Consider the following 14,214-nt stretch of genomic DNA (forward strand, 5'->3'; position numbering starts at 1 on the left):
CGGCACTGTGGTTCGGCTTACCGTCACCGCACTACCCGGCCGCATCCGCGAACCCGCCACCTTAGCTGTGGTGGCACGGCTCGACCGGCTGCCCTTTGCGCCTGGATTTGCTGTGGCACTCCTATGTGCGGCGATTCGACCTCAAGCACACCTTGGGCTTTTGTAAGCAGACGCTGGACCGGACACTGCCCAGGCCTCGCACCCCCGAACAGGCCGACCGGTGGACCTGGCTCATCGTCGCGGCCTACATCCAGCTACGCCTAGCCCACTATTTCGTCACCGACCTGCACCTGTTCTGGGAAAAATCCCTGCCCGCCAACCGATTAACGCCTGGACGCTTACGGCGCACGTTTCGCGCCGTTCACGCGGAGGTAGGCGCTCCCACCAGCCCACCACAACCGCGCGGGTACTCTCCAAGCCGCCCATGCGGGACTCTCCGCGAACTTGCTCCTCATCATCCGGCCACCACAATGTCCAGCTGGACAGCTTACATCCGGCACCGGATTAAAAGCGAAGATTAACGGTTCTATCACAGATCCGGCTTTGGCTCACTTTCGGTGATGACGGAACGTGTTTATCAAGCTGACATCACGGAGCTGGGCGGTTTCCTCATCGGACACCTGTGTGACCGCGCGGTCACCCGTGCCCCCGCTCGCCGGACCGCTCCATGACACCCTTCTGGCCACCTGATTCGTCTCCGGCGACTCCTCATCACCTATGAAAACGCTCGGTCACCACCGAAAGTGAGCCAGAGCCGAACCCATACAGTCCCGGGTTTCTGCCCGCACTAGAGTGACGTAAATCACATCATGCAAATTCGCGGGGTCGGTGAGATTTCGTGACTTGCGGGTTGATCAGTACATCTATGGCGAGCTTGTGGATACTTATCGACTCTTCGTATCAGGTAAGCGACGCTCCACTTGTTGACCTATCTCGACTTGTCAATCACATTCCGATGGATCGTTTATTTCTTCTTTATGGCGTGTGAAGGGCCTCTTCGCCGAGGTCTGCGTCAGCGTGCCCTGAAGGGATTTCGGGATGCCGAATCGACGTCTGCCGGTGTGGTTCGTGGTGCTGATCGTTGGGCTTTGCTCGCTGGTGACGATCTCCGGTGTGGGGGTGCCGGACATTCTGATATCGCAGGCGGCTGCATCAGAGTCCGACCCCGAGCAGTCGGTCGATGAGCGGGCCGTACCCGGCAAGAAGGTGGCCAAGGGCGCGGAGGAGTCCGTGCCGAAGGTCGAGCCGAGGAAGCCAGTGTGGCCAAAGGCCGGCACCGCTGAGGTGCAGGTCTCTGAAGCGGACAAAGTGACCGAAGCCGAGGGTTTACCGGTCCGGATCGCCCCGGTCAAGGACGCAGGGTTAGACAAGGTCACGGTGGAGACCTTGGCGCCGGAGAAAGTGCGCACGTTGGGCGGGTTGGGGATTGCGGCCCGGGTGATGCGTGCCGATGGCGGGAAGACGGCGGGAAAGGTGCGCGCCGAGTTCTCCTACGCCGGATTCCGGGATGCCTACGGCGGTAACTTCGCGAGTCGGCTGCAACTCGTACGGCTGCCCGCATGTGTGCTGAAGTCGCCGCGTCCACGCTCCTGCGTGGTCCGGCCGGCGGCGGTGCCGTCGGTGAACGACCCGAAGGCCGGGACGGTGACCGCTGAAGTGGAGGCGATGGCGCCCAATGCCGTGTCCGTACCGGTCAAGCCGACGCCAGGTAAGGACAAGAAGACCGCTGCGGAGGCAATGGAGACGACGCAGGCGAGGCAGTTCGCGGCAGGGTCGGTGTATCTGCTGGCGGCTGCCCTGACCGGGCCGGACGGGAACTGGGGCGCGACTGATCTCAAGCCGTCGGGCACCTGGCAAGCAGGCACGTCCGGTGGCGGGTTTGATTATGACGTGCCGCTGCCGGAGCCCCCGTCGCCTACGGGCAATGGCCCAGCTCTGTCGCTGCGGTACGACGCATCGTCGGTGGACGGGCAGGGACAGTGGACCAATAACCAGTCCGGCGTGGTCGGGGTGGGCTGGGATTTGAGCGCGGGGTTCATCGAGCGGCGGTACCGGCGCTGTTATGTCGACAATTTTTTCAGCGATGAGACCGGTGAGCTGATCTGGTTGGCCGAGGAGCGCGGTATCGGTGGCGGAGCACTGTGCTGGGAGTCACCCGATCAGAACGACAATGACGCGTCCACCAATGACCAGACGCAATCGGACTTGGTGCTGTCGGCGGGTGGCCGGTCGGCCACGATTGTTCAGGTATCCGGCACCTGGAAAACGGTGCCGGACTTCGGGTGGAAGATCGAGCAAATCGCAGGGGGAGCGACCGGCCAGCCGTACTGGAAGATCACCAGCCAGGAAGGCCAGGTGTGGCGATTCGGTCACAACCGGGACGCGCAGTGGCAGACACCCTACGTAGGCAACGAGCACGACCCGCTGCGTGTGGCGGATGAGCCGTGCTACGACCGCTACTTCAACGATGACATTCCGCCGACCTGTACAGGGGTATGGCGGTGGAACCTGGACCAGGAGGTCGACCGCAACGAGAACGTGATCGACTACTCCTACACCCGCGAGACGAACTATTTCTGTCTCCCCTCCTGTATCCATGAGGCTTATCGGGTGCTGCCGTACGACCGGGGCGGGTTCCTGTCCGAAGTGAACTGGGGGCACAACACGCAGGTGGCCGGCAGTGAGCCAACCGCGCGCACGGTGTTCGTCACCGCCCCCCGTGACGGTGAGGACGTTCCCACGGACCTGCACTGCGAGCAAGCCGTGGGCTGCGAGAACGACTCGATCGCGTTCTACTCCACGAGCAAGCTCGTGTCGGTGGAGACTGCATCCCGCAACCCGAGCTCGGGTGAGTGGGACCCGGTAGATCGTCTGGATCTCACCCACGAATGGATCTACCAACGCACCGACTTCGGCTGGGCCTTCGACCCGGTGCTCTGGCTGGACACGGTGCAGCAGGTGGGCTCGGCCGTCGAACCGTCGGTGACGCTGCCACCGCTGGACTTCGGTGCGGTGATGCTGGCTGGAAAGATGGATTACGACACCATGTCGGACTGGACCGACCTGCTGTCATGGCGGATGGTGCCGCGCATCGCCGGCATCGCCAACGGGATGGGCGGCCGAATCGAGGTCACCTACGGTCAGGCCAACCCGTGTGGTGGCGGCCAGGGCAGGGTGGGCGGCAACTACCTCGCCGACAAGAGTGGCGACTGCTATCAGGTCGACATGGGCAGTGACCCCGAGCAGGGGTACGAGACGTGGAGCCGGTTCTTCAAGCAGCTCGCCACCAAGGTCGTCGAACGTGACATGGTGGCCGACTCGCCGGACATGGTGCATCAGTACGAGTTCCTGGGCAACCCTCGCTGGATCGACCCCCGACAGGTCATTGAACCCGGACAGGCGCCGGATGAGTCCGAATGGCGCGGCTACGCCCAGGTGCGCACCATTGGGGGCGCCGGTACGAATCCGTCGGCCTACTCCGTCAGCACCCGCACCTTCCTGGGCGGCACTGGGGATCCCATCACCGACTTCGACGGCAACACCATCGTCGATGCGAGGCCGCTGCAGGGCCAGGTGCTGCAGGAGCAGTCATGGAAGATGACCACGCTCAGCCCGCGTGCCTACACCGAGGTGGACTCCACCCGATACGAGTACACGATCCGCAACGGCACCGGCCCGAGGGATCCCTCGCAGGTGCTCACCACCCGGAAACGCTCGCGCGAGAGGTTGAGCACCGGTGCCTGGCGCTACACCGACGAGAGGACCGAACACGACGCCCACGGTCTGCCCGTGAAGGTCAACGACTACGGCCAGGAAGGCGTCGCCGGCGACAACACCTGCGCCAGGACCACGTACGCCCGTAACACCGACGCCGGTCAATGGCTGACCGCCTTCCCCGCCGTCATGGAAGAGCGCGCCGGCGACAACTGCGACGCGGGGACACTGATCGGTAGGAGCATCACCCTGTACGACCTGGGCACTGACCCGGTTACCAACAAGCCCAGCGACGGCAATGCGACCGAAATCCGCTCGTACGCCGACGCGAGCATCATCTCCACCAGGAAGGCGACCTTCGACGACTACGGTCGTCCACTCACCTCGACCGACCCGCTCGGCAAGACTAGCTCCACCACCTACACGCCGCCGATCGGCTGGCCCCACACCGGGGTGACCACCACCAACCCACTCGGTCACACCGTCACCGCACGGCTGTCGCACGTTTTAGGCGAGGCCGTCTCGGTCACCGACGCCAACGGCAAGGTAACCGAGATGGACTACGACGGGCTGGGCCGTACCACCGCGTTGTGGAAGCCGGGCCAGCCGCGTAGCGGCGGCACTCCGAGCGTGAGGGTCGCCTACGACATCCCGTTCGATGGCCGGCTGGGGCAGCCTACCGGGCCGATCAAGACCACCGTCAGACAACTGCTGACCGGCACCACCTATACGACCACGCACAGCTACGAAGACGGCCTCGGCCGCATCAGGGAAGCCCAGAGCGCCTCCCCGGCCGGCGGCCGGATCGTCACCGCCACCAGCTATGACGCCCGCGGCCTGGCCGCGACACAGTCCGAGCCGGTGCACAACACCGATGAGCCCGGCAGCGGCCTGCTCAACCCGGCGACCACCAGCTTGCCGCACTGGACGAAGAACGTGTACGACGACCAGGAACGGCCCGTCTCCACGATTGCCTACCACCTGGGGACGGAGCTGCGCCGCACCACCACCGCCTACCTGGGCAGCGAACGCACCGAGGTCACCCCGCCGGTCGGCGGTAAGACCGTCACCGTCACCGACGCCTTCGACCGTGTTGTCAAGGTCGAGGACTGGTCGGATGCCAGCACGCACGCCGACACCAGCTACGGCTACGACCTCAACGACAACCTCACCACGATGACGGACGCCAACGCCAATGTCCGCACCAGTACCTTCGACTGGCTCGGCCGTCGCATCGCCAACTCCGACCCCGATGGCGGCAATTCCAGCTACGGCTACGACCTGGCCGGGAAGCTGGCTTGGAGCATCGACGGCAAGGGACAGAAGGTCTCCCAAAGCTACGACGACCTCGGCCGCCCCACCACCCTGTGGTCCGGTGATGCGGGGACGGGCACGAAGCTCGCCGAATGGGCTTACGACAGCGTGGCCAAGGGTCAGCCCACCTCCTCCACCCGATACGTCGGCACGCAGGCATACAGGCAGGTGATCACCGCCTACGACAACGACTATCACGCCACCACCGGCAAGATCACCATCCCGGGCAGCGAAGGCGCCCTCGGCGGTGACTACGCCTTCACCTCCAGCTATGACGCCGCAGGCAACCTACGCGAACAGACCCTTCCCGCCGCTGGCGGGCTTCCTGCCGAGAAGCTCACTCACACCTACACCGACCTTGGATTCGTCAAGGGTTTGAATTCGAACCTCGGCCTCACCTACCTCAAGGACACGGGTCTCACTCCCACCGGTCAGCTCGCCAGTAGGCAACTCGGCGGCAACGGCCAGATCAAGCGCATCCTCGAACGCAATGCCGCCACCAATTGGCTGTCCCGAGTTACCACCCAGACCAAGGCCGACAGTTCCAGCCCGCAAACCGTTCAGGACGACCGGTACAGCTATGACCTCGGCGGCAACGTCACCCGAGTCCTAGACGCCGCTTCAGCTGTCGCCGGCACGACCGACGGGCAGTCCGAATGCTTCACTTACGACGGCCTGCTCCGGCTGAAGACGGCCTACACCACCACTACCGGCTCCTGCACCGGAACCGGTGACGGCCTGGGCGCCGATCCTTACAACCAGGCATACACCTACGACAAGGTCGGCAACCTCACCAGTTTGACCGACAACGGTCAGATCGCTAAATACACCTATCCCGCCCCTGGGGCCAACGTCGTCCGGCCCAACGCCGTCACCTCCATCACCCGACCCGGTGGCACGGACAACTACACCTTCAACAACAACGGCCAACTCACCGCTCGAACCGTCAACGGGAAACAGAACACTTTCAACTGGAACGAGCTCGGCCAACTAGTTACGGCCACCGTCGACGGCAAACAAACCTCGATGATCTACGACGCCGACGGCGAACGCCTCATCCGGCGCGACCCCGACGGCACCAGCACCCTCTACTTGGCCGACACCGAAATTAAACTTTCCGGCGCACAAACCACGGGGAGGCGTTACTACAACAGTGCCGATGGCGCCCAGATCGCCATGCGCGACTCCGGCGGAGTCACCTGGTTGCTGTCCGGCTCTCACAGCAGCACCCAGCTAGCCATCAACGACGCTACGGGCGCCGTCAACCGTGAACGGTACCTGCCCTTCGGCCAGCGCCGCGGCGGGGACGATCTGCCCTTCACCGATCGCGGCTTCCTCGGCAAGATCGAAGACGCCGCCACCGGCCTGAACTACCTCGATGCCCGCTATTACGACCCCACCATCGCCAAATTCATCTCCACCGACCCCCTGCTCGATCCCCGCAAACCCGAATGGGCCAACCCGTACTCCTACGCCGGTAATAACCCCATCGGTATATCTGACCCAACCGGTCTTGCTCCAGATCCATGTGGCGATGGTTCTCGCCGTATGGTATGCCCTTCCCCACCGTCGTTCATAAAGGACAACAATCCGCAGATCGTAACGCCCTCAAGAAGGCTCACCGCTGAAGAAGTCGAAGCGGGCGGGGCAACAATATTCGGAGTGGCGCTGCAGCACATAGCGGAATATCTCCAGAAGCTGAATGGTCCTCAGCGCTCGAGGTTCACGATCGTACTTGCTGAAGTGGTCGTAGAAACGGAACACGGCCCCGTTCCCAGGATTATCGCGTTCACCAGTCAAGGAGGGATACCTGACGCACTCAAAGAAAAACTGTCCAAGCTGGGGGTCACGGTATACAAGGCGCCCAAATCGCCCTCAAGGGATCTGAACGGTCACGCTGAACGAGCAGCCGCAGACCTTCGAAGCGATATAAAGGCGCAGATAAAGGATCTGGGCGGTCGAATAAAAACAGTTAAGAGCGCCTTCTCTACCATTCAAATATGCGCCAAAGCGTGCGAAGACAGATTAAACAGATTCATTGGCGACCCTACCAAGAGCGTCCGGGTCGGGACCAATGGAATGATTGGCGGAAAAGTCATAGATTCAAAATTCCTCAAGACAGCCAGAGGTCTCTTCGGCGCAAAGGGATCTGGAATGGTTCCTTCAATGGTTGCATCCAAGGCCTATATTGCCGGAATGTTCAGGGGAGGTCGCGGAGGATCTAACGGCCGAAGCGTTGGGCGGTAGGAGAATCACCGTCCCGGTCGTGCGGCCGACACCGGTCGCACGACCTGATGTCTCCTTGACTTAACCGGTCGCTATATCCAACAATGGTGGACATGACAGAGGATGAGATCGTCGAAGCGATTCGTGTGCTCCCGAATCTGCTGCCTCCCGCTTCACCGGAAGCGATCAGTCAGGCGGAGGAGGCAATCGGACATCCACTACCACCATTGCTTCGCCGTCTCTATCTTGAGATTGCCAACGGAGGCTTCGGCCCGCGCGGGGGGATCCTCGGGGTGGCCGGCAGCGAGTACGAGCACCATTTCGAGGTGGCCGACATCCTCGATGTGGACCAGAGTACACGCGACGATTGGCCCGGAATGCTATGGCTGTTCGACTGGGGTGCGGGAATCTGGTCCGTGATGGACAGCCGGGATCCGGCCGGACCCATGTGGATATGGGATCCAAATTTCGATGAGATCGAATATCCAGATGAATCTCTGCTCATCCCTCAAAACATGACCCTGGCCGAATGGCTCACAGAGTCACTCAACGGAAACCTGGAGAAGGCCTTCGAAACCTCGGGCCTGATCGCTGTTTCCGAGCGCAGGGCGGTGTTCGACATCGGTCCCGACGAGCTGGAATACGCTTCGCCGGAACCCCTGACCGACGACGAGATCATTGACGCGATATCCAGGCTCCATCCCTTGATTCCGCCTGCACCTCTGTTGGCAGTCGAGGAGGCGGAACGGGTAATAGGATTTGATTTTCCTCCACTTCTTCGCAGAATCTACCTGGAAGTCTCCAACGGTGGGGTGGGGCCAGGCCGCAGCATTCTTGGGGTGCCCATTACAGGAACCGTCCAGTCGGCCGACATCGTCGAATTCTATAGGATTTGGACTTCAGGCTCCGACCCTTTTGTCCCTCCCGGTTTTATTTGGTTGTGCGACTGGGGAAATGCGATCTGGTCGCTGGTGGATTGCCGTGACCCTTCGGGGCCGATGTGGATATGGGATCCAATGGGCCCTTACCGTCGGCCGGACCAGATAAGTTCAGAGGAGGAGAAAAGCGTAGATCACCCGGAATTGTTGGCACAGAACATGACCCTTGCCGAATGGCTCACGGAGTGGCTGAAAGGATCGTTCACAAAAGATTTCAAGCCCTCCGGTCTCCGTGCTGTCGCGGCGCATCGCGGCGGTCTGCACCGACCCTTCGCCCTCGGGTGAACTGATACTTCCGTAGCACCGTAATCCCTTTTCCAAGGCTGCCGGTACCAAAATTATCAATCTCGGTACTGGCGGCCGTGTTGTGCCGTGAAGGCTCTTTGGGCAGGGGGTGTGGTTCAGGATCGGCGAAGCCCATCGCGTGGCGATGCCGCGGGCGCCCCTGACGGCGACCCTGTGGCCCCGTGCCATTGCCGAGCGAGTGGCCCAGCTGGAGACGAATCGGGCGGCCACGGAACTCCACACTGGTCGGCTCTCCCCGGCCATCCGCGCCGGGGAGCCTCCTTTTTCATGTCTTTCTCGTGTTGAGAATTTCTCACAATGAGGATAACTTGTGCCCGGGAGGAAATCGGGAGGAAAGATGACCCAAGCACGCCGGGCGCTTGCCGCGGAGACCGTGGAGATCCTGGAGCGCGGCTGGTACGACCACCCCTCGCGGGGGCGGGTGTCCATCGCGAAAGAACTCGCCGGTGCGGTCGCGGGCACCCGGCTGTGGGGGCCCGACGAGCCGGTCGGGCCGCCCGCCGTGTCCCCGGCAACAATGTCCCCGGCCGTCGCGACCTCGGTGGAGGTCGTCAACGAGACCTCCCTGTCGGCCGCCCGCCGGATGGCCGGGGCCGACGGGATTGACGGGAACGGTGACGGCTGGGGTGACGGTGCCGTCGGCTGCCTGAACTTCGCCTCGGCGAAGAATCCCGGGGGCGGTTTCCTGAGGGGGACCCAGGCGCAGGAGGAGAGCCTGGCGTACGCGTCGGGGCTCTACCGCTGCCTGCTCGAGGCGCCGGACTTCTACGCCTTCCACCGGAAGCGGGGCGATCCGCTCTACAGCGATCGTGCGATCTTCTCGCCCGCGGTCCCGGTCTTCAGGGACGACCGGGCCGCTCTGCTCGCCCGTCCGTACCCCGTCTCGTTCCTCACCGTGGCCGCGCCGAACGCCGGGGCCATGGACGAGAACGACGAGCGGCGCGCCCGCCTGCCGGAGGTGCTGTTCGAGCGCTCGGGGAGGGCGCTGAGCCTCTTCGCCGCCTCGGGGCTGCGCCGGCTCGTGCTGGGCGCGTGGGGTTGCGGGGTGTTCCGCAACTCGCCCGCGCTCGTGGCGGCCTGCTTCGCCACGCATCTCGGCCCCTCGGGCGCCTTCCACGGGCGCTTCGAGCGGGTGGTCTTCGCCGTGCTCGACGACGCCCCCGGAACGCCCGTCCACGACGCGTTCGCCCGGGCGTTCGCCGGCGAGCCCGGGTAAGGCACCGGTCCCGGCGCCCCCGGGATGATCCTGTGCCGGGTCCCGCGGAGTTCCGCCGGGTCCTGCCGGGGCCTGCCGGAGCCGGATGACCGCCGGGAACGTCCGGGCCGGCGGTGCCCCCGTGCCCGCGTCGCGCAGGAGCGGGGCGTCGGAGGTGCGGGGAGGCTCAGTACGCGATGCCGACCACCTGCCTCACGGTCGCCGGGTCGTCCAGCAGGGCGAGGATCGCGTGGGCCAGGTCGGAGCGGGCGATCGTGCGTCCGCCGGGGACGTTGCCGCCGACGGCCAGCCGGTAGGTCCCGGTGAGAGGCTTGTCCAGCAGGCGGGGCGGCCGCATGACCGTCCAGTCGGTGTCGCCGGCGCGGACGGCCTCCTCCATCGCCCCCAGATCGGTGTAGACGTCACGCAGGAACCTCCGGATCAGCGGGGTCATGATCCTGCGGTCGAGGAAGGGGTCGCCCTGCGGCGACGGGCCGACCGGGGCCGCGCTCACCGCGACGAAGCGGCGCACCCCGCAGACCTCCAGGGCGGACAGGATCCCCCGCGTCGCCGGCGCGACGACGCCGTCCCGGGCGAGCTTCCTGCTGCGCGGGCCCAGACCCGAGATCACGGCGTCCCGTCCCTCGATCGCGGGACGCAACGCCTGCGGGTCGGTCACGTCGGCCGTCACCACCCGCACGCCGGTGAGGTCGCCGGGCAGCCGAGCGGGATCGCGCACCACCGCCGTCACCTCGTGCCCCGCCTCCAGCGCCTGTCGTACGACCTCCCGGCCCGTACCACCCGTGGCTCCGCAGACGGTCAGCTTCATGGTGCCCTCCTGGTGGGTAAGTGCTCACTAACCATTAGAGTGAGTGTTCACCCACCTGTTCGTCAACTCCGGGGGAGCTCCCAGCATGAAGCCGACGCGGGTCCGGATCCTGGACGCGGCCGACCAGCTGATGCGGACCATCGGGCTGGCCCGCACCACCACCAAGGAGATCGCCCGCGCCGCGGGATGCTCGGAGGCCGCGCTCTACAAGCACTTCGACAGCAAGGAGGAGCTGTTCACGTTCGTCCTGAAGGAACGGCTGCCCCGGTTCGCCCCGCTCCTCGCCGAGCTGGAGAGCGGGGAGGCGGACGGGCGCGACGTCGAGGAGACCCTGGCCGAGATCGCCCGGCACGCCGTGGCGTTCTACGCGTCGTCCTTCCCGATCGCCGCCTCCCTGTTCTCCGATCCGGCGCTGCTGCGGCGGCACGGCGAGGAGATGGACAGACTCGACATGGGCCCGCACAAGCCGCTCGACTCCCTGGCCGCCTACCTGCGCGAGCAGCGTGCCGCCGGGCGCGTCCGCGCCGACGCCGACCCCGAGGCGGCGGCGGCCCTGTTCCTCGGGGCCTGCTTCCAGCGCGCCTTCCTGCAGGCCTTCGCCGGGGGGCGCCCGCCGTCGGGACCGGCCGCCCGGCCGCTCGACGAGTTCGCCGCCGCGCTGGCCAGGACCCTCCTGGAGGGCGTCCGGGAGCCGGAGGCGCCCGTCCGGCCGTGACCGGAGGCGGACGCGGGAGTGCGTGGCCGGAGGCGCCCGTCCGGCCGTGACCGGAGGCGGACGCGGGAGTGCGTGGCCGGAGGCGCCCGTCCGGCCGTGACTGGAAGTGGACTCGGAGTCCGTGACCGGGGACCCGGAAGCCCGTGACCGGGGACGGACTTACTGATCGTTTCAGAATGAGGTTCGCAGGCGGCGGAGGCTGCTACGAGCGACTCCTCCGCCTCACCACATAGGACACGGTGTGGTAGCAAGCCTGCTTCGCAACCTCACATTTTTCCGGCCTGCGTCGTCCTGTTGGTGAGGGCAGCGACTGGTGCCCCGGAACGGAGTGAGGAAATGAAGGTTTTCATCGCTGGTGGGCGCGGCCGTGTCGGGTCCCGCCTTGCTGACAACCTGGAGGCCAAGGGCATCGAGGTGGTCTCGGGAGGACTCGAGGACGGGATCGACGTGATCTCGGGCAAGGGGCTCACCGAGGCTCTCGTCGGAGTCGACACCATCGTGAACGTCCTCAACACCCCCCGCTTTGATGCGGAGGGGGCAATCTCGTTCTTCGAGGGAGCGATCAACAATCTGACCGCGGAGGGCAAGCGGGCAGGTGTGCGTCATCACATCGTGCTCTCCATCGTCGGCGTTGGAGAAGGGGACGCATCTGAGATCGGGTACTACCTCGGCAAGGTGGCGCAGGAGAAGGCCGTGCGATCCGCTTCGATCCCCGCCACCATCATTCGGGCCACCCAGTTCCAGAGCTACATCCCTGTCCTCATTGACCAGCACACCGTGGACGGAAAGGTTCTCGCTCCGAGGTCATTCATCCAGCCCGTCGAGCTGGACGAAGTCGTCGAGCTGCTCGCCGAGGCTGTCACGACGCTGGAGCCGGGAAGTGTGGTCGAGATCGCTGGACCCGACCGGTTCTACCACGACGACCTCTTCCGTGCCACTCTGGCCGATCGCGGAGACGATCGTGAGGTTGTGACCGTGGACGGACAGGAGCCCCTCGATGCCATGGTTCCGCGCGGCGCGTACCGGACAGGCAGCGTGCGGTACCCGATTACAGGGATCCCCACCGCCTGAATGCGATAGTGGAGAGAGGCGGGAACGTCTGACCGCCAGGCAATCGGTTAGGCGTGCTGCGCCCAATGGGAAAGGGTGCCCCATGTCGGAAGATCTTCCTGTTGAATCCGCAGAGTTCGGAAAAGCCGAGCGTGACGAATCACGGGCTCTCGATTCGGTCATGGCGGAGCGGCATCGTCTGCTGTCGCTAGCCTTTCGCATGATGGGCACCCTGGCCGATGCCGAGGACGTCGTGCAAGAGACATATGTGAGGTGGTACCGCCTTGAGCCCGAGGAACGCGACGAAATTGCCGCGCCTGTAGCATGGCTGATTCGAGTTGCGAGCCGCATCTCACTCGACCTGCTGGGTTCCGCGCGGGCACGACGGGAGACGTACGTCGGGCAATGGCTGCCGGAGCCAGTTCCGGCCGACCTCTTTGCGGACACAGGCATTGCGCCACTGAACTCCAGTCATCTCGCTGCTGATCCGCTCGAACGTGTCACCCTCGATGATGCCGTCAGCATGGCATTGCTGACGGTCCTCGAGGCCATGACCCCAGCAGAGCGAGTGACGTTCGTCCTGCATGATGTGTTCGGCGTCCCGTTTGACGAGATTGCTGGTGTCGTAGGTCGTTCAGCAGCAGCAACAAGGCAACTGGCAACGTCCGCACGCCGCCACGTTCGACGAGGAAGACGCGCACAGGTTTCTCCCCACCAGCATGATGAGGTTGTTCGGGCATTCCGTGGTGCAACTGTCAGAGGGGACATCGAGGACCTGCTCCGCGTGTTGGCTCCAGACGTCGAACTACGAGTAGACGGCGGCGGCTTCGTCAATGCCGCACCTCAGGTCATCCGTGGGTCGGATCATGTAGCCCGGTGGTTCATGGGAGTGATGCGCAAGCAGCCCGCCCTCCGTCTTGAGCGACGCGACACAGCTGACGGTCTCGGATACATTATTCGAAATGAAGGGCGTCGATACGGAATGATTACCTTTGACGTCAGCGATGAAGGCGTCACGAATGTGTGGCTGATGCTGAATCCAGTAAAGCTGACGAATTGGTCACTCTGATTTTTTAGAATGGGTCGAGTTGCGGGTCTCGTGTCGACGATCTTGGTCGGCAGTGTGTCCGGGATGCGTGCTGATCTTGTTCCTGACGACCTGTGGGAGCGGGTTGCTCCGCTGTTGCCGCCTGCTCCCGAAGGGCGCCACCGCTATCCCGGGCGGCTGTGCGTTCCGGACCGCGTGGCACTCGCCGGCGTCTGTACGCCGACCGGGGCTACGACTTCGACAAGTACCGCCGCCTGCGGTGGAAGCACGGCATCAAACCCATGATCGCCCGACGCGGTCTCGCCCACGGCTCAGGACTGGGCAAGGTGCGTTGGGTGGTCGAGCGCGCCTTCGCCTGGCCGCACCAGTTCAAACGACTCCGCACCCGCTACGAACGACGCGCCGACCTCCACCACGGGCTGCCCGGACCGGCCTGCAGCCTCATATGCCTCCGCCGCCCGCGAACCTCATTCTGAAACGATCGGTTAGAAGTCCATGTCGCCGCCGCCGGGCATGGCGGGGGCGGCTCCGGCCTTCTCGGGCTTCTCGGCGATGACAGCCTCGGTGGTGAGGAACAGCGCCGCGATGGACGCCGCGTTCTGCAGCGCCGAACGCGTCACCTTGGCCGGGTCGATGATGCCCGTCTCGAACAGGTTGACGTACTCGCCGGTGGCGGCGTTGAGGCCCTCACCCGGGGGAAGGTTGCGCACCTTCTCCACCACGACGCCGCCCTCGAGGCCGGCGTTGACGGCGATCTGCTTGAGGGGCTCCTCCAGCGCCTTCTTGACGATCGCGGCGCCGGTGGCCTCGTCGCCGAAGAGCTCGAGCTTGTCGAAGGCCTTGGCGCCGGCCTGCAGCAGCGCCACGCCGCCGCCGGGG

General features: G+C 64.6%; 8 protein-coding genes and 1 pseudogene. 7 read left to right on the forward strand and 2 right to left on the reverse strand.

Going from position 1 to position 14,214, the window contains the following annotated elements; translation table 11 throughout:
• The first annotated feature begins 1,038 nt into the window (after positions 1-1,038).
• From AB0F88_RS38755 to AB0F88_RS38765, 3 genes are all read left to right on the forward strand, one after another.
• Positions 1,039-7,275, forward strand: a complete 6,237-nt coding sequence (locus AB0F88_RS38755) for an RHS repeat-associated core domain-containing protein (protein WP_362696045.1) — start codon at positions 1,039-1,041, stop codon at positions 7,273-7,275.
• 92 nt (positions 7,276-7,367) lie between these two features.
• Positions 7,368-8,477, forward strand: coding sequence for an SMI1/KNR4 family protein (locus tag AB0F88_RS38760; RefSeq protein WP_362696047.1), 1,110 nt, complete (start codon positions 7,368-7,370; stop codon positions 8,475-8,477).
• Positions 8,478-8,835: 358 nt separating this feature from the next.
• Entirely contained in the window at positions 8,836-9,714 is an 879-nt protein-coding gene (locus AB0F88_RS38765) for a TIGR02452 family protein (RefSeq protein WP_362696049.1), read from the forward strand.
• Positions 9,715-9,880: 166 nt separating this feature from the next.
• Here AB0F88_RS38765 and AB0F88_RS38770 read toward each other — a convergent pair whose 3' ends face one another.
• Positions 9,881-10,522 carry an SDR family oxidoreductase gene (locus AB0F88_RS38770; RefSeq protein WP_362696051.1) on the reverse strand — a complete coding sequence of 214 codons (642 nt, stop codon included), beginning with the start codon at positions 10,520-10,522 and terminating at the stop codon, positions 9,881-9,883.
• 85 nt (positions 10,523-10,607) lie between these two features.
• Between AB0F88_RS38770 and AB0F88_RS38775 the strand changes: the two genes are divergently transcribed.
• The 4 genes and pseudogenes from AB0F88_RS38775 to AB0F88_RS38790 form a co-directional block, all read left to right on the forward strand.
• The gene (locus tag AB0F88_RS38775) at positions 10,608-11,237 is read left to right on the forward strand and encodes a helix-turn-helix domain-containing protein (protein WP_362696053.1); all 630 of its coding nucleotides are present in this window, start codon (positions 10,608-10,610) and stop codon (positions 11,235-11,237) included.
• Between the two features lie 336 nt (positions 11,238-11,573).
• A complete protein-coding gene (locus AB0F88_RS38780) occupies positions 11,574-12,308 on the forward strand; it encodes an NAD(P)H-binding protein (RefSeq protein ID WP_362696055.1) in 735 nt (244 codons plus the stop codon).
• An 82-nt stretch (positions 12,309-12,390) separates the two neighbouring features.
• On the forward strand, positions 12,391-13,356 hold the full coding sequence (gene sigJ / locus AB0F88_RS38785) for an RNA polymerase sigma factor SigJ (RefSeq protein ID WP_362696057.1): 966 nt from the start codon (positions 12,391-12,393) through the stop codon (positions 13,354-13,356).
• Positions 13,357-13,541: 185 nt separating this feature from the next.
• Positions 13,542-13,811 (forward strand): annotated as a pseudogene (locus AB0F88_RS38790) (transposase); the annotation flags it as partial.
• A gap of 9 nt (positions 13,812-13,820) precedes the next feature.
• On the opposite strand, the gene AB0F88_RS38795 reads toward AB0F88_RS38790, so the two are convergent.
• Positions 13,821-14,214, reverse strand: a 394-nt coding sequence (locus AB0F88_RS38795) for a TCP-1/cpn60 chaperonin family protein (protein ID WP_362696059.1), incomplete at its 5' end; no start/stop codon positions are given.

The sequence above is a fragment of the Streptosporangium sp. NPDC023963 genome, assembly GCF_040639135.1.
GTDB lineage: Bacteria > Actinomycetota > Actinomycetes > Streptosporangiales > Streptosporangiaceae > Streptosporangium.

Bases quoted from the DNA above. Each gene is read 5' to 3' on its own strand.
- AB0F88_RS38775 (WP_362696053.1), top strand. From the start codon at position 10,608: ATGAAGCCGACGCGGGTCCGGATCCTGGACGCGGCCGACCAGCTGATG.
- sigJ (WP_362696057.1), top strand. From the start codon at position 12,391: ATGTCGGAAGATCTTCCTGTTGAATCCGCAGAGTTCGGAAAAGCCGAG.
- AB0F88_RS38780 (WP_362696055.1), top strand. From the start codon at position 11,574: ATGAAGGTTTTCATCGCTGGTGGGCGCGGCCGTGTCGGGTCCCGCCTT.
- AB0F88_RS38755 (WP_362696045.1), top strand. From the start codon at position 1,039: ATGCCGAATCGACGTCTGCCGGTGTGGTTCGTGGTGCTGATCGTTGGG.
- AB0F88_RS38760 (WP_362696047.1), top strand. From the start codon at position 7,368: ATGACAGAGGATGAGATCGTCGAAGCGATTCGTGTGCTCCCGAATCTG.
- AB0F88_RS38765 (WP_362696049.1), top strand. From the start codon at position 8,836: ATGACCCAAGCACGCCGGGCGCTTGCCGCGGAGACCGTGGAGATCCTG.
- AB0F88_RS38770 (WP_362696051.1), bottom strand. From the start codon at position 10,522: ATGAAGCTGACCGTCTGCGGAGCCACGGGTGGTACGGGCCGGGAGGTC.